Origin of the sequence: Salinimicrobium sediminilitoris (genome assembly GCF_020866905.1) — a bacterium.
Lineage (GTDB): Bacteria > Bacteroidota > Bacteroidia > Flavobacteriales > Flavobacteriaceae > Salinimicrobium > Salinimicrobium sediminilitoris.
Genome location: NZ_JAIVCC010000001.1, coordinates 1 through 23,048 on the forward strand (window position 1 = coordinate 1; position 23,048 = coordinate 23,048).

Annotated in this window: 19 protein-coding genes; 5 read left to right on the forward strand and 14 right to left on the reverse strand. The window is 40.5% G+C overall.

Features of this window, described 5'->3' with window-relative positions:
- Nucleotides 1-162: 162 nt before the first annotated feature.
- Nucleotides 163-1,143 (reverse strand): YpdA family putative bacillithiol disulfide reductase, encoded by a 981-nt coding sequence (locus tag LA313_RS00005; RefSeq protein WP_228912554.1) that lies wholly within the window; start codon nt 1,141-1,143, stop codon nt 163-165.
- Nucleotides 1,130-1,792, reverse strand: coding sequence for a ribulose-phosphate 3-epimerase (gene rpe, locus LA313_RS00010; RefSeq protein ID WP_228912555.1), 663 nt, complete (start codon nt 1,790-1,792; stop codon nt 1,130-1,132). The genes LA313_RS00005 and rpe overlap by 14 nt, the downstream gene beginning before the upstream one ends.
- Nucleotides 1,793-1,916: 124 nt before the next feature.
- Here rpe and LA313_RS16330 point away from each other — a divergent pair, with 124 nt between their 5' ends.
- Nucleotides 1,917-2,042, forward strand: coding sequence for a hypothetical protein (locus tag LA313_RS16330; protein WP_255702444.1), 126 nt, complete (start codon nt 1,917-1,919; stop codon nt 2,040-2,042).
- A 229-nt stretch (nt 2,043-2,271) separates the two neighbouring features.
- Here the strand turns inward: LA313_RS16330 and LA313_RS00015 are convergent, their stop codons facing one another.
- From LA313_RS00015 to tamL, 8 genes are all read right to left on the reverse strand, one after another.
- A complete protein-coding gene (locus LA313_RS00015) occupies nt 2,272-3,135 on the reverse strand; it encodes a sigma-70 family RNA polymerase sigma factor (RefSeq protein WP_029035204.1) in 864 nt (287 codons plus the stop codon).
- 62 nt (nt 3,136-3,197) lie between these two features.
- On the reverse strand, nt 3,198-4,286 hold the full coding sequence (locus tag LA313_RS00020) for a PepSY-associated TM helix domain-containing protein (RefSeq protein ID WP_228912556.1): 1,089 nt from the start codon (nt 4,284-4,286) through the stop codon (nt 3,198-3,200).
- A gap of 47 nt (nt 4,287-4,333) precedes the next feature.
- Nucleotides 4,334-6,676 (reverse strand): TonB-dependent receptor, encoded by a 2,343-nt coding sequence (locus tag LA313_RS00025; RefSeq protein ID WP_228912557.1) that lies wholly within the window; start codon nt 6,674-6,676, stop codon nt 4,334-4,336.
- 170 nt (nt 6,677-6,846) lie between these two features.
- Entirely contained in the window at nt 6,847-9,084 is a 2,238-nt protein-coding gene (locus tag LA313_RS00030; RefSeq protein WP_228912887.1) for a polyribonucleotide nucleotidyltransferase, read from the reverse strand.
- A 308-nt stretch (nt 9,085-9,392) separates the two neighbouring features.
- Nucleotides 9,393-9,662: a 30S ribosomal protein S15 gene (gene rpsO, locus LA313_RS00035; RefSeq protein WP_228912558.1), complete on the reverse strand. Its 270-nt coding sequence runs from the start codon at nt 9,660-9,662 to the stop codon at nt 9,393-9,395.
- A gap of 126 nt (nt 9,663-9,788) precedes the next feature.
- Nucleotides 9,789-10,646, reverse strand: a complete 858-nt coding sequence (accD, locus tag LA313_RS00040; RefSeq protein WP_228912559.1) for an acetyl-CoA carboxylase, carboxyltransferase subunit beta — start codon at nt 10,644-10,646, stop codon at nt 9,789-9,791.
- 67 nt (nt 10,647-10,713) lie between these two features.
- On the reverse strand, nt 10,714-11,781 hold the full coding sequence (gene fbaA / locus LA313_RS00045; RefSeq protein WP_228912560.1) for a class II fructose-bisphosphate aldolase: 1,068 nt from the start codon (nt 11,779-11,781) through the stop codon (nt 10,714-10,716).
- A 43-nt stretch (nt 11,782-11,824) separates the two neighbouring features.
- On the reverse strand, nt 11,825-14,389 hold the full coding sequence (gene tamL, locus LA313_RS00050; protein ID WP_228912561.1) for a translocation and assembly module lipoprotein TamL: 2,565 nt from the start codon (nt 14,387-14,389) through the stop codon (nt 11,825-11,827).
- Nucleotides 14,390-14,426: 37 nt separating this feature from the next.
- Between tamL and LA313_RS00055 the strand changes: the two genes are divergently transcribed.
- The gene (locus tag LA313_RS00055) at nt 14,427-15,170 is read left to right on the forward strand and encodes a TrmH family RNA methyltransferase (protein WP_228912562.1); all 744 of its coding nucleotides are present in this window, start codon (nt 14,427-14,429) and stop codon (nt 15,168-15,170) included.
- Here the strand turns inward: LA313_RS00055 and porT are convergent.
- Both porT and ubiE read right to left on the reverse strand, forming a co-directional pair.
- On the reverse strand, nt 15,157-15,864 hold the full coding sequence (porT, locus tag LA313_RS00060) for a type IX secretion/gliding motility protein PorT/SprT (protein WP_228912563.1): 708 nt from the start codon (nt 15,862-15,864) through the stop codon (nt 15,157-15,159). The genes LA313_RS00055 and porT overlap by 14 nt on opposite strands.
- A 4-nt stretch (nt 15,865-15,868) precedes the next feature.
- Nucleotides 15,869-16,597, reverse strand: coding sequence for a bifunctional demethylmenaquinone methyltransferase/2-methoxy-6-polyprenyl-1,4-benzoquinol methylase UbiE (gene ubiE, locus LA313_RS00065; RefSeq protein ID WP_228912564.1), 729 nt, complete (start codon nt 16,595-16,597; stop codon nt 15,869-15,871).
- 133 nt (nt 16,598-16,730) lie between these two features.
- Between ubiE and trkA the strand changes: the two genes are divergently transcribed.
- Together trkA and LA313_RS00075 are read left to right on the forward strand one after the other, a co-directional pair.
- Nucleotides 16,731-18,080 carry a Trk system potassium transporter TrkA gene (gene trkA, locus LA313_RS00070; RefSeq protein WP_228912565.1) on the forward strand — a complete coding sequence of 450 codons (1,350 nt, stop codon included), beginning with the start codon at nt 16,731-16,733 and terminating at the stop codon, nt 18,078-18,080.
- Nucleotides 18,080-19,576 (forward strand): TrkH family potassium uptake protein, encoded by a 1,497-nt coding sequence (locus tag LA313_RS00075; RefSeq protein WP_228912566.1) that lies wholly within the window; start codon nt 18,080-18,082, stop codon nt 19,574-19,576. Before trkA ends, LA313_RS00075 begins: the two co-directional genes overlap by 1 nt.
- Nucleotides 19,577-19,976: 400 nt before the next feature.
- On the opposite strand, the gene LA313_RS00080 is transcribed toward LA313_RS00075, so the two are convergent.
- Nucleotides 19,977-21,167, reverse strand: a complete 1,191-nt coding sequence (locus tag LA313_RS00080; protein ID WP_228912567.1) for a pyridoxal phosphate-dependent aminotransferase — start codon at nt 21,165-21,167, stop codon at nt 19,977-19,979.
- Nucleotides 21,168-21,185: 18 nt separating this feature from the next.
- Nucleotides 21,186-22,286, reverse strand: coding sequence for a fatty acid desaturase family protein (locus tag LA313_RS00085; RefSeq protein ID WP_228912568.1), 1,101 nt, complete (start codon nt 22,284-22,286; stop codon nt 21,186-21,188).
- Nucleotides 22,287-22,396: 110 nt separating this feature from the next.
- On the opposite strand from LA313_RS00085, the gene rsmG reads away from it, so the two are divergent.
- Nucleotides 22,397-23,026 (forward strand): 16S rRNA (guanine(527)-N(7))-methyltransferase RsmG, encoded by a 630-nt coding sequence (rsmG, locus tag LA313_RS00090; RefSeq protein ID WP_228912569.1) that lies wholly within the window; start codon nt 22,397-22,399, stop codon nt 23,024-23,026.
- Nucleotides 23,027-23,048: the final 22 nt, after the last annotated feature.

A 23,048-nucleotide genomic window follows, 5' to 3' on the forward strand; every position in this document is an offset into this window, starting at 1 on the left:
AAGGAATTAGTAATTTTACAATGAATAGATTAATAACCAACTTCTAAAAATGGTCAACTCTATTTAGGACTCCACAAGTACACAACTTGAAACTCGCACCTCACAACCCGCAACAGCAAACGGCTAAAAGCCAACAGCTAAAAGTTATATAATTCTGAACACCTAACTCTTAACTATATCTTCTATTATCATCTTCGCATGTACCCGCGAATTTTCTATAAACCATTTGTGGGTTTCCATACCCCCGCAAATGACTCCGGCGAGATAAATGCCTTTCACGTTGGATTCCATGGTTTCCTGATTGTACTGCGGAATTCTTTTTCCATCATTGGAAGTAGTAATGCCAATATTTTTCAGGAATTCAAAATTTGGACGGTAGCCGGTTAGGAGAAGTACCCAGTCATTTTCCAGTACCTGATCTCCTTCTTTTGAAGTCACTACTACCTCATCCTCTCTAATTTCTTTAATTTCAGCATTAAAAACGGCTTTAATACTGCCTTCATCTATACGGTTGTCGATATCGGGTTTAACCCAGTATTTTACACGTTCTCCAATTGCCGGGCCGCGCACGACCATGGTCACATCTCCACCTTTTCGATAGATTTCAAGTGCTGCGTCCACTGCCGAGTTACTGGCGCCGACGACTATTGTTTTCTGGGTGGTATAAAAGTGTGGATCTCTATAATAATGTGCCACTTTAGGTAAATCTTCACCGGGTATATTCAGGTAATTGGGAATGTCATAAAAACCTGTGGCAATAATGACATTTTTGGAACGGTAGTGACCTTTAGAAGTAGTAATCCTGTGTAGATTATCTTCAGCTTCAATTTTTTTAACCTCCTCAAAAAGGTGAATTTCTAAATGATTTGAGGTGACAATTCTCCTGTAGTATTCAAGAGCTTCCTGTTTGTGTGGCTTGGGGTTGGTGCTTATAAAAGGAATCTCGTCAAGTTCCAGTTTTTCGGAAGTAGAGAAAAACGTCATATTTGACGGGTAATTGTACAGTGAGTTTACCAGCGTACCTTTTTCCAAAATGACATAGGAGAGGCCTTTCTTTTTTGCTTCAAGAGCACAAGCTATGCCTATAGGTCCTCCGCCTACAATGACTATTTCAAATATTTCTTCCTGCTTACTGGTTGACAAGGGTCTTTAGTTCTTTTATGGTTTGTGTGGGATTTTCAGCTTTAAAGACAAAACTACCTGCGACTAATACATCTGCACCAGCTTCTATTAATTGTGCAGCATTTTTATTGGTCACCCCGCCATCCACTTCTATTAAAGTGGATGCATTGTTTCTTTCAATGATCTGCTTCAGTTTTTTCACCTTTTTAAAGGTGTTTTCAATGAAACTCTGTCCCCCGAAGCCGGGATTTACGCTCATCATGCACACCAGGTCGATGTCCTGAATTACATCTTCGAGAAGATCTACAGAGGTATGAGGATTAATGGCTACTCCTGCCTTCATACCTTCAGCTTTAATGGCTTGTAACGTCCTGTGCAGGTGAGTACAGGCCTCATAATGTACAGAGAGAATATTGGCACCCAGAGCAGCAAATTCTTTAATATATCTATCGGGATCCACGATCATAAGGTGTACATCGATAGTCTTCTTTGCGTGCTTCTGTATGGCGGCAAGAACGGGCATTCCATAAGAAATGTTTGGAACGAACACTCCATCCATGATGTCAATGTGAAACCAATCTGCTTCGCTGTTGTTGATCATCTCGATGTCGCGCTGGAGATTTCCGAAGTCGGCTGCCAGAACAGATGGGGCAATAAGTCTGTCTTTCATGAGGATTTTATTATTTGGCAAAAGTAACAAGAATTATGCTAAAAGACTTAACTGGTTGCAACCGAATTGCTGTAGGAGGAATTTTGTATCTTTAAATTTAAACACTCAACCAAAAAAGAAAATTATGGAAACAGAAGAAAAAAGTAATAAACGCAACTACGGAAAAATGGGATGTTTTATTGCTGTTCTAATTCTTATAATAGTGGCTGTGGCTATTTATTCGGGGCTTATTAATTTTCCGGAGTTTTAAATAAGGAAAAAATTTTAGAACATATTTTACTGCTTTCTATATTGAACGATTCAATTATTGACTAGCGAAGAGACCCAAGTCCGGGTTATTTTTCTTATAGTCATAGTCGTTTTTAAGATAGGAATAAGATAGGAATTTGTACAAAAAGATGAACCCCGGTAATCAGCCGGGGTTCTCATCAATCAATCAAAAAACGAACAGTAATCAACTGTTGCTTCTTTACCGGGTTTTATCCCAGGTATGTTTTTAAGATCTTGCTTCTGGAGGTGTGTTTCAACCTTCTAATAGCTTTTTCTTTAATTTGTCGTACTCTCTCTCTTGTTAGATCAAAAGTCTCGCCAATTTCTTCAAGAGTCATTGGATGCTGGTCTCCCAGTCCAAAATAAAGACGAATAACATCTGCTTCACGAGGAGTTAGGGTCTCAAGGGCACGCTCAATCTCTGTACGAAGAGATTCATGTAGAAGCTCTCTATCTGGGTTTGGAGATTCTCCTGACCGTAATACGTCATACAGGTTAGAATCTTCACCTTCTACAAGTGGAGCATCCATGGATACGTGACGGCCGGAGTTTTTCATTGACTCCTTTACGTCATTAATGGTCATGTCAAGTTCTTTCGCTATCTCCTCGGCACTTGGCGGACGCTCATGTGACTGCTCAAGGAAAGCAAAAGTTTTGTTGATCTTGTTTATGGAACCAATCTTATTGAGCGGTAAACGCACAATACGTGATTGTTCTGCCAATGCCTGTAGAATAGACTGGCGAATCCACCAAACGGCATAGGATATGAATTTGAAACCACGGGTTTCATCAAATCGTTTGGCAGCTTTAATTAATCCTAAATTTCCTTCGTTTATAAGGTCGGGAAGGGTCAATCCCTGGTTTTGATATTGTTTTGCTACAGAAACCACAAAACGAAGGTTCGCTTTGGTTAGTTTCTCGAGAGCACGGTCATCACCCGCTTTAATTCGTTGCGCCAACTCCACCTCTTCATCTGCGGTGATCAGGTCAACTTTACCAATTTCTTGCAAATACTTATCCAGCGAAGCAGTCTCACGGTTTGTAACCTGCTTCGTAATTTTAAGTTGTCTCATCTAACGTCTCCTTGGATTTTTAATTATGAATAACTCTTGTAGTAGTTATACGTAAGAAGGGTTCAAAATGTTACAAGAATTAAAGATAATGAAATTTTTTTTTTCTGTTTTAACTTTTTTGCGGGTTTTCCCTGCCACCAGATTAGGAAGCCGGTAATGGAGAGAAAGGGGCCGGATAGGCCAATCAAACAGTAGAGTATTTTGGTCCAGATGCCACCGTATTGACCAAAATGTAAGGGAATTAGGGAGCTGGAAATTTTGGTTATAAGATCTGCTTCCTGTACACGTGTTACTCCTGTTATTTCACCAGACTGATAATCTGCTCTAATACTGTTGTAAAATTCGGAATAAAAGAATGCATCGTCATCAAACAAGCCGTAGACAGTTAATTGTGCATCGGGTTTAAGAGGTAAACGGATGTAAGTAGGAGTAAAATCTGGGTACTCAGAAGAAATTTGGGCTAACAAATTTCCCACGGGCGCATTGACAGCCGGGGTTTGGGGTGCAGCCGGTGGATTCAATCCGGAGGCAGCTACAGTCCAGGCGAGAAAAATTCCGGTTACGACCAGAACCAGGTTAAAGAGCAGGGCCCAGGTGCCAACGATGCGGTGCAATGAAGAATAAAGAGTCCGTCTTGTTTTGAGATTAAGACGGGTACTGCACATTATCGTTTTTAGAACACTCCTGCGATAAAGGTAGATGCCGGTTAAAAGAGAAAATAAAAAAATGATCCCTATGATGAACACCAGAATTCTGCCGGCCGGTCCAGCCTGGAAAGAATAGTGGAACTTAAGCAGCCAACGTGTAAAAGTAGTTAGTTCATTGATCTCTTTGATAATTTCTCCTGTAGAAGGATGAACAAAAATGAAAAGTCTCTCAGTGGGCTTCCGAAGGTTAAAAATTAATGCTTCCTGTTCTTCAAAATGCATAAGCCGAGTATCCCAGCCGGGATATTCTTTTTGAATCTCTCTAATTCCGCGGTCAATATTAAGTCCGGTATAATTTTCCACCTCAATATATTCCTTCCATTGATACTCTTCAATGTCATACTGAAAAACCAGAATAGCACCCGACAGGCCCATGAGCACAAGAAAAATTCCCGCGATGAGGCCGGCAAGAGAATGATATTTTAGGATCTTCCTGTTGTTCATAAAAAAGAGGCAGCTATGATTCTTTCATAGCTGCCGGTTATTATTTGTTATAAATTTACCTTTAATGAAAGGTTAAGCCTGGCTCCGTTTCCTTTGATGTAGTTGTCGGGTCTTGCATCCCACTGGGAGATTGGAAGATAATAGTCTTCGTTAAGCAGGTTTTGGACTCCAAGGCTTAAAAGTGTATTTCCTGTCATATGGTAGTTGGCGGTTAGGTTCACCAGGTTGAAAGAATCTACCGGTCCCTGTCCATATACATACGTTCCGTTTGGTCGTGGGTCAAATTTCTCCCTGTTCCCGCTGTAAATGTGAGCTAAACGGAGGTTCATCTTGTTGAAGATGTTGTAGTTGAGGTAAGAAGCCACTTTAACCGGTGGAATTCTATCCCCGTTCATCCAGAGGTCATAATCTCCGCTATCTTCTGAATCAAGTTTTCCTTCTATATAAGAAACTGAGGTTCCAAAAGTGAGATTTTGAAGCAGTCTTGTGTCAAGGGCCAATTCGAATCCGTAAACTTTTTCTGGCTGACGGGCAATCTGGAAGATCCCATCCACTTCCCGATAAGTAGCTCCCAGTTCAGAAGTACTAATAAAATATGCTCCGCTAAGGGAAGTATTTCCAATGTTGCTGTTAAATCCTACTTCATAGTTATTTGCAATAACTGCTTCCGAGGAAATTTGCCCTACTGTATTTTCTGTAGCACTTCTAAGGGTACGGCCAAGATCGGCAATTGAAAAACTTTGAGAGAAACTTACAAAAGGCTTGAACAGCTCCCATTGATTATAACGAAGACCTGCATTAAAAGTGGTAGCGTCATATTTCAATTCTCCTCCTTCAACAGGTACATTTCCCTGTGCTGTGCCTCCGTTAGGCATAATAAAAATTGTAGTATAATCTGGAATATCGATATTGATGTTCTCAAACCTTATTCCGGCCTTAAGAACAAAATCCTGGTAAACAGTCTTAAGCTGTGCATAAGGAGCAAAGTTTTTCATATCTACTTCCGGTACCCAAAGGCGTCCATCGACCAGATGTTGGGAAGTTATATCGTTCAAAATATCAATTCCATAAAGGATGTCACCCGAAAGATCTGAACCAAGTGCGTAAGGAGTTCTGAAATTTGCACGTATACCCTTTTTATCTGACTCGATCATGGATTGTCCTCCTTCATAACCTGTTTCACTGTTAAAGAAGAATGGAGAATAGCCATAAACGGTTTTGAAATCCTGAAAATAAAGATTTGCACTAAAATCGGTATCTCCAATAAGATCATATGAATTGTATGTAAACTGGCCGTTGTGGTTGTAGCGATTTCCCTGGTCAACACCCAATTCTTCACCAATTACTCCAATGGCAGGTCGCTCTCCATAAACCCCCGGCTGGTTCACATATTCTGTATCCTGATTACTGCTGAAGTAATTGTACATGAATTCCACAGAGTTATTGTGGTCTATTTCATAATTGAGCTTTCCAAAGAAGTTGTATTGGTTGGTTTCTCCAAGACCGTAGGAAGGTGAGACCACCTCCCCGGTGGCATCTTTAAAGATCCCGGTTTGGCCGAAGCTGGCATTTGCCACATATCCAAGATCACCCACCTGTCCCGAAAAAGTTTGAGATAATTTGGAGCTAAGGGTATGCTCGGTATTCACAAGAGAAATCCCGCTGCTAAGTTCGGTTGTGCTCTCTAATTTTTTATATGCTTTCGGAGTTTTTGTGATGTAATTAATGATACCACCATCTGCTCCATTTCCATAAATGGCAGTAGCGCCTTTAATGATCTCGATCCTTTCAATGACATTTGGATCTATGGTGTTGACATCACGGCTTCCATTTCTAAGAGGGGTAGATTGTGGGATTCCGTCGATAAGAACAAGCATTTTTCGGCCTCTCAAGGTTTGGCCTGTGCTGCTGGTTTGGCTGGTACTTATAGCCAGTCCCGGAACCTCATTCATCACATCGGCAATGGAGTTGCTGGTAAGATTTAATTTTTCTATTTCACGGGAATTCAAAACCGAAACAGAAGAAGGTACTTCATCAAGAGTCTCTATTCTTCGGTTGGAAGTAATAACGATCTCTTCGAGGTTTTTCAGCTCTTCTTCAAGAGTGATATTAAGAATTTTATTTTCTCCGGCTTCTAATTTCACTTTTCTTACGGTGGAATTAAATCCGGGGGAGGAAATATTTAAAAAGTACTCTCCGGGAGCTATAGATTCAAATTTGTAGTTGCCATTTGCTCCTGCAGTGGCAACAAGATCAATTTTTTGAAAACTAAGAGTGGCGTAGGGGACTTCTTCATTTTGAGGGCCGGTGATTTTCCCGCTCAGGGTAGCATTTTGAGCCTGTGCCATCATACCGGTAACCATAAAACACAGAAGGTAAAGAATTCTCATTTGATGTTTATTTAGATTAATTTAAAATAATGGCAAATGTAGATTCATTCTAAATAAAAACAAAGAAAGAAATAGTAAAAATTATGGGAAGTGTTTAAAACATTGAGGTTCAGGCAAAAAAAATACCCTGCCGAAGGGCAGGGTATTTTGAATATTTAGATTTTCAGGAATTAATTCCTGTCATTTCTGTCTCTGTTTCCTCTTGAACGGTCATCACGGCCGCGGTTATCGCGGTTGTCGCGTCTACCACTATCACGATTATTATCTCTGTCACGTGGTGGTCTTGACTGGTATCCTTCAGGCTTTTCAAGAAGTGCTTTTCTCGAAACTTTTGGCTTTCTGGTCTTTGGATCAATTCCAAGGTATTTCACCTCAAATACGTCTCCCATGTTCACAACATCAGATACATTCTCGGTGCGTTCCCATGCCAGTTCAGATACGTGAAGAAGAACTTCATTTCCTTTAGCCTGGGTATATTCAACCACGGCTCCAAAATCAAGCATCTTAACTACTTTCACTTCGTAAACCTTTCCAACTTCAGGTTTAAAAGTAATAGCTTTAATTCTCTTTTTCACCTCATCGATCATCTCCTGGTTTACACCAAGAATCTCGATAACTCCCATTTCTTCGACTTCTTCGATAACAATGGTAGTACCTGTTTCCTTCTGCATTTCCTGGATCACTTTTCCACCAGGTCCAATCACGGCACCAATGAACTCTCCAGGGATCTCCACTTTCTCCATTTTTGGAGCGTGAGCTTTTACAGATGCTTTTGGTTCTGCAATTGTTTCTTGAAGTTTATCAAGAATATGAAGTCTTCCTGCTCTTGCTTGCTTTAATGCTTTTACAAGAATTTCGTATGCAAGGCCTTTTACTTTAATGTCCATTTGGCACGCGGTGATACCATCGGCCGTTCCGGTAACTTTAAAGTCCATATCTCCCAGGTGATCTTCATCTCCAAGGATATCTGAAAGCACTGCAAAACGTTCTCCGTCAGAAATTAACCCCATTGCAATACCCGAAACCGGTTTCTTCATCTGGATACCTGCATCCATCATTGCCATAGTTCCGGCACAAACCGTCGCCATAGAAGAAGATCCATTTGATTCCAGTACTTCAGAAACAACTCTTACAGTGTATGGGCAATCTTCAGGAATCATTCCTTTTAATGCTCTTTGAGCAAGGTTTCCATGACCAATCTCTCTACGGGAAGTACCGCGAATTGGGTAGGCTTCTCCTGTACTAAAAGGAGGGAAGTTATAGTGTAGATAGAAAGTCTCCTCACCCTGGTGGGTAGGCATGTCTATCATATTTGCTTCTCTTGAAGTTCCAAGGGTCACTGTAGCAAGCGCCTGAGTTTCACCTCTTGTAAACAAAGCCGATCCATGAACAGAAGGAAGGTAATCGATCTCACACCAGATAGGGCGAATCTCATCTGTCTTTCTTCCGTCAAGGCGTAAGCCTTCAGCAAGAGTCAATTCTCTTACTGCTTCTTTTTCAACTTTATTGTAATACTTTTTTATAAGGTCTTTTTTCTCTTCGAGTTCCTCTTCAGAAAACAAAGCATATACCTCATCTTTTACTGCTGAAAATGCATCACTACGTTCGTGTTTACTGTGAGCACCTTTAGCAATGTCATATACCTTTTGGTATGCAGTCTCACGAACTTTGGCGTAAAGATCTTCATCAGATTCTGAAACAGCATATTCTCTTACCTGCTTTCTTCCGAAGGCATCGGCAAGATTATTTTGCGCTTCAATTTGCTTTTTGATCGCTTCATGAGCGAACTTAATGGCTTCTGCCATTTCTTCTTCGCTAATTTCTTTCATCTCACCTTCTACCATCATCACAGAATCGGCAGAGGCACCAATGATCATATCAATATCAGATTCTGCCAGTTGGCTTCGGCTAGGGTTGATCACGAATTCGCCATTGATCCTTCCCACACGTGCTTCTGAAATTGTAGTTTCAAAAGGAATATCTGAAAGCTGGATAGCTGCGGAAGCTGCCAAACCTGCAAGTGCATCGGGCATAACTTCTTCATCATGAGACATCAACTGAATCATCACCTGAGTTTCATATCGATAATCTGAAGGGAAAAGTGGACGCAATACACGGTCAACTATTCTCATTACAAGTACTTCACCGTCGCTTGGACGTGCTTCTCTTTTGAAGAATCCACCTGGATATCTACCTGCAGCTGCAAATTTTTCCCGGTAATCTACGGTTAAGGGGAAAAAGTCTGCCGTGCTTTTGTTGTAGTTTGAAACGACGGTACAAAGTAACATTGCGTCTCCCATTTGCACTACAACAGAACCATGGGCCTGTTTTGCTAATTTTCCGGTCTCGAGAGAAATGGTTCTTCCATCTCCAAGTTCGATGACCTCTTTAAATGTCTTTGGAATCATAAATTTTTTAATTCTACTCCTGCTCATTTGCAGGTTTGTTAAACAATGGTCTCCCGTTGAGTCTAAACGGGACTGGTTGTGTTGTTGTTGTGGGTTGTGAAGACCAATGAAAAACTACCTTTTGTTTTCTCACCTGCTAAGTCAGAAAAACTACAGGTGTCAAAAATGAGCTTTTATTACTGAAATTTTTCAGGTTAAAAATTACGTAGATTTTTTAAAGGAAAAGAAAAACCTGCACTAATTTTTTATAAAAACCACTTTTAAAGAAGAAATGGTATAAAAAAAGGGGCCGCAAGAGCCCCTTTTAATTATTTTCTTAATCCTAATTCTTTAACGATCGCACGATATCTTAAGATATCTTTCTTCATTAAATAATCAAGCAGGCTTCTTCTCTTACCTACTAGCATTACAAGAGACCGCTCTGTATTAAAATCCTGACGATTGTTTTTTAAGTGCTGAGTCAAATGTTCAATACGGTGAGTGAACAGGGCGATTTGCCCTTCGGCAGAACCAGTGTCGTTCTTTCCCTTACCGTGTTTTGCAAAAAGTTCTTCTTTTGCGTCTTTAGTTAAATACATTCCAATATTAATTTTAATGATTTTTATGTATTGACAGTATTTCTGCCAGGGCGCAAATATAATATATTCTAAAATACTAGCTGTCTAAATTTTTACTTTTCTGAAGATCAGCCAGAAATGGTCTTTTTAAGCTCTTATTGGCTTATTTTGAATAAGATCAAGGTATTGGTTAACCCTGTTCTTTAGTTCAGATCTTTTTGTGATAAAGTCCAGGAAGCCGTGTTCCAGAAGAAATTCTGAAGTCTGGAAATCTTCCGGCAGGTCTTTACCAGTAGTGTCTTTTACAACTCTTGGGCCTGCAAACCCGATCAAAGCTCCGGGTTCAGCAATATTGATGTCTCCCAACATGGCAAAAGAAGCTGTGGTTCCTCCTGTAGTTGGATCTGTACAAAGAGAGATGTATGGGATTTTAGCATCGGCCAGTTGTGCCAGTTTAGCCGAAGTTTTAGCCAGCTGCATAAGAGAATAGGCCGCTTCCATCATTCTTGCCCCACCAGATTTTGAAATTACCATTAATGGAATTTTGTTTTCCAGGGCATGATCTGCTGCACGGGAGATTTTTTCTCCTACTACAGATCCCATGGAACCTCCAATAAAGGCAAAATCCATACAAGCTACCACCAGGTCTTTTCCCTTTGACTTTCCAACCGCGGTACGAACCGCATCTTTTAAGCCGGTCTTTTTTTGAGCATCATCAAGCCTGTCTGTATATTTTTTGGTGTCCTCAAATTCCAGCGGATCACGGGAGGAAAGGTTTTTGTCGAGTTCGGTGTATTTGTTATCGTCAAACAGGATCTTGAAATATTCGTTGCTTCCAATTCTCACATGATACCCGTCTTCCGGACTCACATAGAAATTCTTTTCCAGCTGTTCTGCATCTACGATCTTTCCGGTAGGGGATTTATACCACAAACCTTTTGGGACATCCTTTTTGTCTTCGGTTGCAGTTTGTATACCCTTTTGTGTTCTTCTAAACCAGGCCATGTTGTATAGGGATTAAAAAAGAAAGGCTGCAAAAATAGCATTTTTGAAGCCTTTCTAAGTAAAATTCTTAAAGTGTATTTACATTATTAAGGTCTTCAAAAGCCTTTTTTAAGCGGGCTTTAAAAGTCAATTCTCCTTCACGCACCCATTTTCTTGGATCGTAGTGTTTTTTATTGGGAGAATCGGCACCTTCAGGATTTCCAATTTGTGACTTCAGGTAATCTGCCTTCTCGCCCATATAATCCCGAATTCCTTCCATATATGCATATTGAAGATCGGTATCGATGTTCATCTTGATCACACCATACCCAATTGCTTCTCTTATTTCTTCAACAGTAGATCCACTTCCGCCGTGAAAAACAAAATCAATTGTGTTCTCGCCAACTCCATATTTTTCAGAAATAAAGTCCTGAGAATTTTTAAGAATTACCGGGGTTAACTTAACGTTTCCTGGTTTGTACACTCCGTGAACATTTCCAAAAGCCGCAGCAATGGTGAACTGGTCACTAACTTTGCTCAATTCTTCGTAGGCGTAGGCAACTTCATCAGGCTGAGTGTAAAGTTTAGAGGAGTCAATATCTGTATTATCCACTCCATCTTCTTCACCACCGGTCACTCCCAATTCAATTTCAAGGGTCATACCCATTTTGCTCATTCGCTCAAGGTACTTCTTACAGGTCTGGATGTTTTCTTCAAGCGGCTCTTCAGAAAGATCCAGCATGTGAGAACTGTAAAGTGGCTTTCCAAATTGTTCGAAATGCTTTTCACTTGCATCAAGCATTCCATCAACCCATCCGGTTAATTTTTTTGCGCAATGGTCTGTGTGAAGAATGACCGTCGCACCATAAACTTCTGCTAGTTCATGAACATGTTTTGCGCCGGCAATAGCTCCTGCTATAGCTGCTTTTTCTTCTTTGTTGGAAAGACCTTTTCCTGCATTAAATTGTGCTCCTCCATTGGAGAATTGTATGATAACGGGGGAATTTAATTCGGCTGCGGTTTCAAGTACAGCATTAATAGTGCTTGAACCTATTACGTTGACAGCAGGAAGAGCGAAATTCTTTTTCTTGGCATATTTAAAAATTTCCTGTACCTCCTGGCCGGTGGCAACTCCGGGTTTAATATTATGACTCATAAGTATTATTTTTAGGTTAACAAAAATAAGAAAAATAGTCGGGTTAAAAAGGATAATTGATGCCTACATTGAATACAGCTTTGGAAAGATTGTAACCACTAAACCACCTGTTTCCGGGTTCAAGGGCAGGATTGTATGTTTTAAATCCAACATCAAACCTGAGGACAAAAAAATCAAAGTCATATCGGAAACCTACACCTGTTCCCAAAGCAAGTTCTTCAAGATCGGAAAGGCTTGTAAAGGTAGAGGCTTCCTCTTCTACCACGTCAAAAACATTCCAGATATTTCCTGCATCGGCAAAAATAGCTCCATTGAGATCTCCAAAAAAGTTAAAGCGGTATTCGGCACTTAGGGCGATCTTTAAGTTGGCTTCGTTGAACTCATTGCGGCCACCGCTGCTTCCAGGTCCCAGGGAATAAGGTTGCCAGGCACGGTTGTCGTTGGGCCCACCGGCGAAAAAAGATCTTATAAAAGGAATACTGTTAGAATTTCCATAAGGAACAGCAATTCCGCCAAAAGTACGAATAGCAAAAACATTTTCCCCACCGAGATCCCAGTGTTTGATATAATCAATTTCGGTTTTCACATATTGAGAGAAATTAACTCCGAAGATGCTGTACCTGCCAGATTCATCTTTGTCTAATCCCGCCAGTTTTGAAGCTACAGACAAGATGTTACCAGCGGCTTCCAGTTTTACCCGCAGCCGGGAGAAATCTTCATCATAAATATTTTCCTTGTTGTTGAGGATATAGGAAAAATTCGTGGCGTAAATGAGATTGTCTTCGGTAAGCCGGTTTTTTCTTTCCCTAAGATCGTTGAGGATCTCGTCTTGATTTCCGGTTAGTCCATCAACCTCTCCCAGCCGGGCAGCACGAAGAAACCCATCGGCTCCTGCAGGAATTGAAAGAAATCTTTCACCCTGTTCATTTGTGGTGTAAAATTGTTCGGAGGCACTAATATCTTCAGAAGTTGCTATTTCATTGAGTTCAAGATAGGAGTTTCGGTAAACATTAAAATAATTATCTACATTGAGGTTGCGCACATACTGCACATTCACCAGGTCCATTAGGTGTGTGAGGTTGTCATTGGGCATCCAGCGATAATTCATCACGGCCGTAAGACTTTGCTTGTCCAAACCAATGTTGGTTTGGGTACTGGCACCTATTCCCAGTGTGGTAAAAGGATACATGTACTTTGGTATAAACCTTTCTGTCGGAATAGGGAATAAAATACGGGGGAGCGTGAGATCTACGTCTACACCAACTTCGGTAATATCAAAAAAACGATCGGCATCATTTGCGGCGTCTTTTGAAGAACCAATGCTCCCGCGGCCCGCAATCTCCAGGATTTCGGCGCCTCTAAAAACATTCCGGATTAAAAGAGAACCTCCAAAACCAATTCCTATTTTCTGAATATTGCTTTGGGAGATGTCAAACTCGAAACCAAGGGAATATTTTTGTCGGGGTGTAAGAAAAATATTGGCAATAAGAGCATTTCCTGTGGTATCTGAAGGATCTTCCATGTACTGGATATTAGGGTACCGAAAGGTCCTTAGCTGGTTAAGTCGGTTGTAGGTGAGCGTTCTGTTTGCATCTGAATATATGGTGCCCGGCGTAATGAATATCGCATTGGTAAGGGCACCAGGTTTAAACTGCAACTCATCAAAACTATACAGGTTGTAGCCTTCATTCGAGGCAGTGTCTGTTATAGGTTCATTTCGGTTTTCATACCTGTAATCGGGAAAAATATTGACAGTGCTTATTTTATGAACTTTGTAAGGGATCCTGGTCTGCACGCCCTCAACTGTCGCTTCTCTATTCTGGATTATGAGCGCCGTATTTACTTTATGATCTGTATTAATAGTGTCTGCTTCAAAACTAATGGACTCCTGCTCGAAATGATATAACCCATTATTACGATAGAGCTTGGTTAATCTTTCTCTTTCGGCACCATAATCCTGTGTTTCATATTGCATCCCTGGAATTATAAGTGAATTCTGTTTGTGAGCCTCATAGATAGAATCTGCTACAATTGAAGCAATTCTTGGAGTGATAGAGTCAACTATATAAGGCTCATTTGGAGTGACGAAATATTTAACTTTCGCTCTTTTTTCTTTGGTGGGAATGATCTCGTAACCTGTCTCTGCATTGAACCAGCCATTGTTCCAGTACCAGGCCTTTAGCCTTTCTGCCGATCTTTCAGTGAGGCCTTCACTCACAATTGCAGGTGGTTCTCCTACATTTTTGATCCACTCATTTATGTTGACGTATATATTTCCAAGCCTCACAACCTGTTTTTCGGAAAGAATATCAGCTAATCTTTCTGCTCTCTTAGGTTTCTTTTGAAGCCAGTTCAAATAAGTGGTATCGGGATTTGGATTAGCTAAATTGTAGAGATACAACTGTATGGGAAGGCCTAAAAAGGATTTGTTAGGTTCCTGGTAGAGTTGATTATAAATGGTGTTTATTGAGACCTCCTCTCCGTCTACATAAATGCTGTTCTCTGTTAGTAGTCTTTGTCCATCTTCAACTCTTTTTACAGCGTTACAAGAAGAAAGAAATAAAGCAATTAAAAGAATTAATGATATTTTTGCCTGCAATTGTCTCAAGTAGCCTATTTAATGTGCTCAAAAATACAACTTTGGTATGTTTAGCAAAAGCCAAATTAAACTTATAAAAAGCCTGTCCCAAAAAAAGTTTAGGAACAAACATCGTCTGTTTTTAATAGAGGGCAAAAAAGGCATTTTTGAGCTGCTTGATTCTTCACTTGAGCTTCATTCTCTTTATACTGTTGAAGATATTTTTAATGCTTCGGAAGAAAAGATAAATCTTATTTCTGAAGCCGATCTAAAGAAGATTAGCAACCTACATACTCCCCAAACTGCATTGGCCATTTTTCATATGCCAGAAGTAACGCAGCCTGAAGTAAAAGGTTTACAGGTGGTGCTGGATGAAGTGCAGGATCCGGGAAATTTGGGAACAATAATTCGCTTGTGCGACTGGTTTGGGGTGGAAGATTTAATTTGTTCCCTGGGTACCGTAGATTGTTACAATCCAAAAGTGGTACAGGCTACAATGGGTTCGATTTCAAGGGTGAAGATCCATTACCTTGACATCACCGAATATTTGGCATTAGCTAAGGAAAAAACTTCCGTCTACGGCACATTTTTGGAAGGTGAGAATGTTTACACCCAGCCTCTGTCTCCTGAGGGAATCATTGTTTTGGGCAACGAAGCCAATGGTATCTCTTCACAAGTTGAACAGCTTATTTCCAAAAAACTTCTTATTCCGCAGTTCGGAAATTCTCATAAAACAGAAAGCCTTAATGTTGCCACAGCGGCTGCGATCTTTTTAAGCGAATTCAGTCGAAGAAAAATTACTGGAAAGTAAAGTTGATAAAGATAGCGCGCGAAGACATTTTTTCTACGTTACGGGTATATATACTGTTGGGGTTGTCATCTCTTACCAATTCATCGTTTATGGCAAAAACACCTCTAATGGAAGGAGTGAATTTGAAATAATAAAGGTAAAGATCAATTCCCAAACCTATTTCATAGTAAAAATTATTGGTAGTCATTCGAAATTGTCCGTCCTCGTTATCTTCTGGATTATTTTCGTTGCTGGACAGATTAATTGATGTAGAAACTCCTCCTACCACAAAAGGTTTGAAGTTGTTGATTCGGGTTGTGGAGAACTTCAGCAAAAGCGGAATATGAACAAAGGTGGAATTAACTTCTCTAAAAGTTCCCGCATCTGCTTTTGTTAATTGGAAGTTGATCCTATTAAAAGAAACTCCCGGCTCGAGACGTAAGTCAAGATGGTCGCTTAGCCTCATATTTCCAATCAAACCCACATTAAAACCTATAGTCCTGTCAACAGAATAATCTTTTCCAAGAGCGGCACCTTCTATATAATTTTTATAATCAAAATCAAAATCATAGGTGTTGAACCCCAGGAAATATCCATAGGAGAAACGCTGCTTATCAAAATTAGGGTTATTGATCACGTCTTCTCCCGAAAAGATCTGTGCGTGTGCCGGCAAAGCGCCAAGTACAATAAGAGCCAGGATTAAATACTTCTTCATAAGCTTATTTTGATGCCGAATAAATTGTCGCCACTCCCATAGTCTGGGGATGATGCCGTACATCTATAAACCCGGTTTCTCTCAAAATATTGTTGAGTTTTTCACCATAGGGGAAAGCTGCAGCACTTTCACTCAGGTAGCTGTAGGCTACCTTGTCTTTGGAAAACATTTTTCCTATTAAAGGAAGTAAGTTCTTCGTATAAAAATTATATCCCTGTTTAAATGGGAATTTAGTAGGAACAGAGGTCTCTAAAATGACAAATATTCCTCCCTTTTTCAGAACCCGGAAAATTTCGGATAAGCCTTTTTCAAGATTTTCAAAGTTCCTTACTCCAAAGGCGACTGTTATTGCATCAAAGCTGTTATCTTCAAAGGGCAGGGCTTCAGAATCTCCCTGTATCATTTCAATTTTTCCTGTTAGCTTCTCGTCTGCTATCTTTTCCCTTCCCACAGCTAGCATTCCTTCAGAAAGATCAAGACCTACAATTCTTTTAGCGCCAGTCTTTGCCAGGCTTATTGCAAGATCCCCGGTCCCTGTGGCTATATCGAGTACAGCTTCAGGATTGGTCGCAGAAACCATTTCGATTACCTTTTTGCGCCACTTAACATCAATTCCAAAAGAGATCACTCTATTTAGACCATCATAGTTTGTGGAGATGGTATCAAACATTTGCTCTACCTGTTTCTTTTTATTGAGATTGGAATCTTTGTATGGTGTCACGTTCTTGCTCATTCGGAAAAATTTTCGCCAAAGATACGAGTTTATCTACCAATTGCTGAGGCTGTAAACCAAATACTTGAGCGGTATTTTATTTTGGTTGAGTGAAATACCTTAGCTTTGTGCCTCTTGAACTTATTCGTTCCTTATGAAAATAATCATTGCCGGTGCCGGTGAGGTAGGGTTCCATTTAGCGAAATTGTTATCATATGAGTCACAGGACATCACTCTTATCGATGTTAATCGTGAAAATCTTATTTATGCTGATGCTCATCTCGATATTCGTACTCTTAGGGGGGATGCCACATCAATTTCTGTCCTAAAGGATGCACAAGTCAAAGATGTGGACCTGCTTATAGGAGTTACTAGTAGTGAAACTACCAATATCACTGTTTGTGTTCTTGCGAAGCAAATGGGCGCTAAACGCACTATTGCCAGGATTGCCAATCAAGAGTTTCTGGAAAATAAGGAAGAAATTGGATTTACTCAATTTGGAATTGATGAGCTAATTTCTCCCGAAGCTCTAGCTGTAAAAGAAATTGAATTATTGCTTAACCAGTCTGCTTTTAACGACAGCTACGAATTTGAAGACGGGGCTCTAACTATGGTTGGCCTTACCCTGCCTGCAAGTGCTGCTTTTATAGGCAAATCGGTGAAGGAGACTGCTAATATTTTTCCTGGAATCCATTTTATGCCAATTGCGCTACGTAGAAGGGACACTATTGAAACCCATATTCCTCGCGGTAATACAACTTTTAAAGAGGGAGATCAGGTTTATTTTGTTACAACAAAGGGAGGAGTTAATGATCTCTATAAGCTTACCGGGAAAAAGCGACAGAACATGAAAAATGTCATGATCCTGGGGGGCAGTAAAATTGGCCGAAAAGCTTCCATGGACCTGTGTAAAAAGAAGATGAACGTAAAACTCATAGAGAGCGATAAGGACACAGCCTTCGATCTTGCCGATGAACTTCCAAAGGCGTTGATCATACATGGAGATGGGCGCAATGTTGAATTACTTGAAGAAGAAAGTATTCAGGATATGGACGCTTTCATCGCAGTAACGGGAAATTCGGAAACCAATATAATGACGTGCCTGGTTGCTAAGTCAAAAAATGTAAAGAGAACAATAGCTTTGGTTGAAAATATGGATTACTTCCAGCTAAGCCATTCTATAGGTATCGATACCTTAATAAATAAAAAGCTTTTAGCAGCGAGTAATATTTTTCGATATATTAGAAAAGGTGAGGTTGTAGCCATGACGCGACTTAGTAATATGGATGCCGAGCTTCTTGAATTTATAGTAAAGCCAACCTCAAAAGTCTCCAACAAAAAGATTGTTGACCTTGATTTTCCAAGATCAGCAATTATTGGAGGAGTGATAAGAGATGAGATTGGAGTAATTGCCCTGGGGAACTTTAAAATTCTGCCCGGAGACCGGATTGTAATTTGTTGCTTACCTCATGCCATCCAAAAGGTTGAAAAACTTTTCTTGTAATGCCAAGACTTAATAAACCTATTATTACTCATATTATGGGTGTGCTCCTGGTTTGTAACGGGGGCTTTATGCTTACTGCTTCGGGAGTTAGTTTTTATTATGAAGATGGAGTTGCCCTGGAAATCTTTATAGCTGCTCTTCTAACTATGGGCGTAGGAGGACTTGCCATGTTGCTCACCCGGGGACATACCCGGGAAGTCAAAAAAAGGGACGGTTACTTAATTGTTACCCTGGGCTGGATCTTCATGGCCCTTAGCGGAACTTTGCCATACGTGCTGAGTGGCGGGATTCCCTCCTTTACAAATGCTTTTTTTGAGACTATGTCTGGTTATACCACGACAGGAGCGTCCATTCTTAACGATATAGAATCTGTTCCCGAAGGTTTGCTTTTCTGGCGGAGCCTCACTCACTGGATAGGGGGAATGGGAATTATTGTTCTGGCTATTGCCATCCTGCCGCTCCTGGGAATTGGAGGGATGCAGTTATTTGCTGCGGAAGCTCCCGGCCCCAGTGCCGATAAGCTGAAGCCGCGAATTACAGATACTGCAAAAAGACTGTGGTTCATTTATGTAGGGCTTACCTTAGCTGAAACTGTTCTCCTGTACATCGCCGGGATGGGTCTCTTTGATGCTGTAAACCATTCTTTAAGCACATTGTCTACAGGTGGGTTTTCAACCAAAAATGCAAGTCTTGCGTACTGGAATGACAATCCTCTGGTGCAATATATTGTGAGCCTCTTCATGTTCCTCGCAGGAACAAATTTCGTGATAAGCTATTTTGGGTTTAAGGGTAATTTCGGAAAAGTATTTAGGGATGAAGAATTTAAATGGTATTCTTATTTTGTATTGGGTTTTACGGTAATCGCTGCCCTCATTATCTTTTTTAAAGCCGATCCTTCAATTTCATCGGTGGAACATCCAATGGTTTTGGGGGAGTTTGAGAGTGCCTTTAGACATGCATTGTTTCAGGTTCTTGCAATTGTCACAACTACCGGATTTGTAACCGCAGATTACACCATGTGGACCACTTTTTTGACCGTCTTTTTCTTCGGAATGTTCTTCCTGGGAGGATCAGCGGGATCAACCGCAGGAGGTGTGAAGGTGATGCGACATGTGATCATGATTAGGAACGGATTGATTGAATTTAAAAGAACTCTTCATCCAAATGCCGTTCTGCCTGTGCATTATAACGGAAAAAGCATTAGCAAAAAGATCGTTTTTAACATCCTGGGATTTTTCATCCTTTACATGCTGTCTTTTATTATTGGGGCCGTTGTTCTGGCCTCTATGGGTCTTGATTTTGAAACAGCAATTGGGGGAGCGGCTTCTGCTCTTAGTAATATAGGTCCTGCGTTTGGAGACCTGGGACCCGTGAACAATTTTGACTCTCTTCCTCCTCAAGGCAAATGGTGGTGCTCTTTTTTAATGCTAATAGGAAGGCTTGAATTATTCACAGTACTTATTTTGCTAACTCCATTCTTCTGGAGAAACAGGTAGGTTTTGTGATCAGTGATCCATAATTAGTTAATTAAAGCACCAAGCACCAAGCACCAAGCACCCAGCACCAAGCACCAAGCACCCAGCACCCAGCACCAAGCACCAAATACCAAGCACCAAATACCAGGCACCAAATTTTTACCCACCGAAGCTTTCGTTATCCTCCGTGGTATTTGGCTGGGGAAGAGCGAAGGTGGACCAAAATTTAAAGTATATTCAAACAACTGGCGCGGATTTGGCAATCCGTGACGACTTTTGTCCTGGACCTTTCCTTAAATACTTTTCAAAAATGAAATTTTTGAGAGATAATATATCGGCTTCTTCTTAAAACCGGATTTAGTCTTAAATAAAAAAATCCCTACTTGTTCAGCAGGGATTTTTTATGATCTTTTAGATATTATCAGGCTTCAGAAAGGGCATTTTTGATGCGCTTCATTGCTTCTTCTATTTCAGTTTCGCTGGCAGCGTAAGAAAGTCTTATGCAGTTAGGGCTTCCAAATGCATCTCCGGTAACTGTGGCTACCAATGCCTTTTCCAGAAGGAACATAGAAAAATCTGTTGCATCTTTTATTTCATAGCCATTGATGGTCTTTCCGAAGAAATAGGAAACATCAGGAAATACATAAAATGCACCTTCGGGCTCAGTAATTGTAAAACCTTTAATGTCGGAAAGCAGGTCAATAATCAATTTTCTGCGGCTTTTAAACCTGTCGATCATGTATTGGATCTTGCTCACAGGAGCTTCTAATGCAGTGATAACAGCACGCTGGGCGATACAGTTTGCCCCGCTTGTAATTTGGCCCTGCATTTTATTACATGCTCTTGCAATTTCTGCGGGAGCACCAATATAACCAATTCGCCACCCTGTCATTGCAAAAGCTTTGGAGACTCCGTTTACAGTTACAACACGATCGTACATGTCTTCAAACTGAGCCATTGAGGCATGATCTCCCACAAAATTGATATGCTCATAGATTTCATCACTTACCACAACGATGTCTGGATGCTTTACAAGTACATCGGCCAGGGCCCGAAGTTCTTCTTTACTGTAGACCATTCCGCTGGGATTGGAAGGCGAACTATACCAAAGCATTTTAGTCTTTGGAGTAATGGCTGCTTCCAGTTGCTGAGGTGTCATCTTGAAATCTGATTCCACAGAAGTAGGCACTTCTACGGGAACACCTTCTGCTAACTTTACAATTTCGGCGTAGCTCACCCAATAAGGGCAGGGGAGGATCACTTCGTCCCCGGGGTTAAGCATGACCATTGCCACATTGGCAAGCGACTGCTTTGCCCCTGTAGAAACAACTACCTGAGATCTATCGTAAGTTAAGCCGTTGTCTCTCTTGAATTTGTTGATAATAGCATCCTTAAGTTCTACGTAACCGTCAACCGGAGTATAGGAATTATAATTATCATTAATAGCCTGTATTGCGGCTTCCTTTATAAAATCGGGAGTATTAAAATCGGGTTCTCCCAGGCTAAGGCCTATAATGTCTTTTCCTTCTGCCTTTAGCTCTCTGGTCTTGGCTGCCATGGCCAGGGTTTGAGAGGTAGACATGTTGTTAATTCGGTCAGATAATTGGTGCATGTGAAAAAAGTTGATTGTTTAAGCTGAAATTGACGGCTTCATTCCCATTTCCTGAAGGTGGCGAAAATGTGCGGCAATGGCGGCCCTTGTTGTTTTATATTCGTTGTACGGCAACTGACATTCTTTAGCAGTTTGCTTCACGATTTTAGATAATTTATTGTAGTGAATATGGCTGATATTCGGAAAGATATGATGCTCAACCTGATGGTTAAGTCCCCCGGTAAACCAGTTCATTAACCTGTTCTTAGTTGAAAAATTCACTGTAGTAAAAAGTTGATGGATTGCCCAGGTGTTTTTCATGGAGCCGGTATCATCTGGAAGAGGCATATCGGTTTTTTCAACTACATGGGCGAGCTGGAAAACCACACTTAGAATTAATCCGGCTGTGTAATGCATAATAAAAAATCCTATTAAGATCTTCCACCACGCAATGGACAGGATCAACATTGGAATGACAATCCAAATAGATATGTAGATAAGTTTAGTAATTGCAAGGATACTCCACTGCTTTACAGGATTTGGCATTTTTCCGTAGGAAAGTTGGCGGGAGAGATATCTTTTAGTCTGCTTAAAATCTGTAGTGAGTGCCCAGTTAAAAGTAAGCAAACCGTACAAAAGTATAGAATAGTATTGCTGAAACCTGTGAAAGCTGTGCCATTTTGCATGACGGCTAAAGCGGATGATCCTTCCGGCATCAAGGTCTTCATCATGACCGTGAATATTGGTGTAGGTGTGGTGTAAAACGTTGTGTTGCACCTGCCAGTTGTAAACATTTCCCGCAAGAATATAAATAGTTCCTCCCATTAATTTATTGACCCATTTCTTGTTGGAATAAGAACCGTGATTTCCATCGTGCATTATATTCATTCCTACTCCGGCCATGCCAACTCCCATCACCACCGTAAGTAACAACATCCACCACTGTGAGATATCGAGTGTTAGAATGAGGAAGTAGGGAGACAAAAAGAGAGAAAACATGACCAGTGCTTTTACATGCAACCTCCAGTTTCCGGTTTTGGAAAGATTATTTTCTTTAAAATAGTTGTTCACCCTGCTGTTGAGTGTCCGAAAAAACTTCGCTGAATCTGTTCGGGAAAAACGTACTGTTGTATTATCCATTATAAAACATAATATTGATCTGCAAAGGTATAAGATATATTTTCTCTGCAGATATAAGAGCTGCTAATTAAGCCTTAAATTAATTACTTTTGCCTTTAAAATAAAAAAAATTGGAACTTCTCGACAAATATTTCCCAAACCTTACTGCAGATCAAAAAAATAAGTTTGAAAAACTTCAGGATCTTTATGAAGACTGGAACTTAAAGATCAACGTGGTGTCCAGAAAAGATATTGATGAACTATACCTGCGACATGTTTTACACTCCCTTGGAATAGCAAAAGTTCAACAATTTTTACCCGGAGCTTCTATTCTCGATGTGGGTACCGGAGGAGGTTTTCCAGGAATCCCATTGGCAATACTTCATCCTGAAACTAATTTCCACCTGGTTGATAGTATAGGTAAAAAAATTAAAGTAGTCAATGAAGTTGTTGAGGGGCTAAAGCTTAAAAATGTTCACACCACCAATGCCAGGGTAGAAGAGGTGCCGGGAAATTACGATTTTATCGTAAGTCGGGCCGTTGCGGCTATGCCGACCTTCGTACATTGGACCAAAGGAAAAATAGCAAAGGAAAGTAAGCATGAACTTAGAAATGGAATTCTATATTTAAAGGGAGGAGATCTTTCGGAAGAACTTGCCGAATACCGGACGGCTGTGATTTATGATCTGCAGGATTTCTTTGAAGAAGAGTTTTATGAAACCAAGAAAGTAGTTTACCTTCCACTGAAGTATAAAAAATAGGGAGGCTCAAAAATGGCATTTT

What these genes read in the sequence shown, in the direction of transcription:
- rpe (WP_228912555.1), bottom strand. Translation starts at nt 1,792, where the DNA reads ATGAAAGACAGACTTATTGCCCCATCTGTTCTGGCAGCCGACTTCGGA.
- LA313_RS16330 (WP_255702444.1), top strand. Translation starts at nt 1,917, where the DNA reads ATGGAAACAGAAGAAAAAAGTAATAAACGCAACTACGGAAAAATGGGA.
- LA313_RS00015 (WP_029035204.1), bottom strand. Translation starts at nt 3,135, where the DNA reads ATGAGACAACTTAAAATTACGAAGCAGGTTACAAACCGTGAGACTGCT.
- LA313_RS00020 (WP_228912556.1), bottom strand. Translation starts at nt 4,286, where the DNA reads ATGAACAACAGGAAGATCCTAAAATATCATTCTCTTGCCGGCCTCATC.
- LA313_RS00025 (WP_228912557.1), bottom strand. Translation starts at nt 6,676, where the DNA reads ATGAGAATTCTTTACCTTCTGTGTTTTATGGTTACCGGTATGATGGCA.
- LA313_RS00030 (WP_228912887.1), bottom strand. Translation starts at nt 9,084, where the DNA reads ATGATTCCAAAGACATTTAAAGAGGTCATCGAACTTGGAGATGGAAGA.
- rpsO (WP_228912558.1), bottom strand. Translation starts at nt 9,662, where the DNA reads ATGTATTTAACTAAAGACGCAAAAGAAGAACTTTTTGCAAAACACGGT.
- accD (WP_228912559.1), bottom strand. Translation starts at nt 10,646, where the DNA reads ATGGCCTGGTTTAGAAGAACACAAAAGGGTATACAAACTGCAACCGAA.
- fbaA (WP_228912560.1), bottom strand. Translation starts at nt 11,781, where the DNA reads ATGAGTCATAATATTAAACCCGGAGTTGCCACCGGCCAGGAGGTACAG.
- LA313_RS00055 (WP_228912562.1), top strand. Translation starts at nt 14,427, where the DNA reads ATGTTTAGCAAAAGCCAAATTAAACTTATAAAAAGCCTGTCCCAAAAA.
- porT (WP_228912563.1), bottom strand. Translation starts at nt 15,864, where the DNA reads ATGAAGAAGTATTTAATCCTGGCTCTTATTGTACTTGGCGCTTTGCCG.
- ubiE (WP_228912564.1), bottom strand. Translation starts at nt 16,597, where the DNA reads ATGAGCAAGAACGTGACACCATACAAAGATTCCAATCTCAATAAAAAG.
- trkA (WP_228912565.1), top strand. Translation starts at nt 16,731, where the DNA reads ATGAAAATAATCATTGCCGGTGCCGGTGAGGTAGGGTTCCATTTAGCG.
- LA313_RS00075 (WP_228912566.1), top strand. Translation starts at nt 18,080, where the DNA reads ATGCCAAGACTTAATAAACCTATTATTACTCATATTATGGGTGTGCTC.
- LA313_RS00080 (WP_228912567.1), bottom strand. Translation starts at nt 21,167, where the DNA reads ATGCACCAATTATCTGACCGAATTAACAACATGTCTACCTCTCAAACC.
- LA313_RS00085 (WP_228912568.1), bottom strand. Translation starts at nt 22,286, where the DNA reads ATGGATAATACAACAGTACGTTTTTCCCGAACAGATTCAGCGAAGTTT.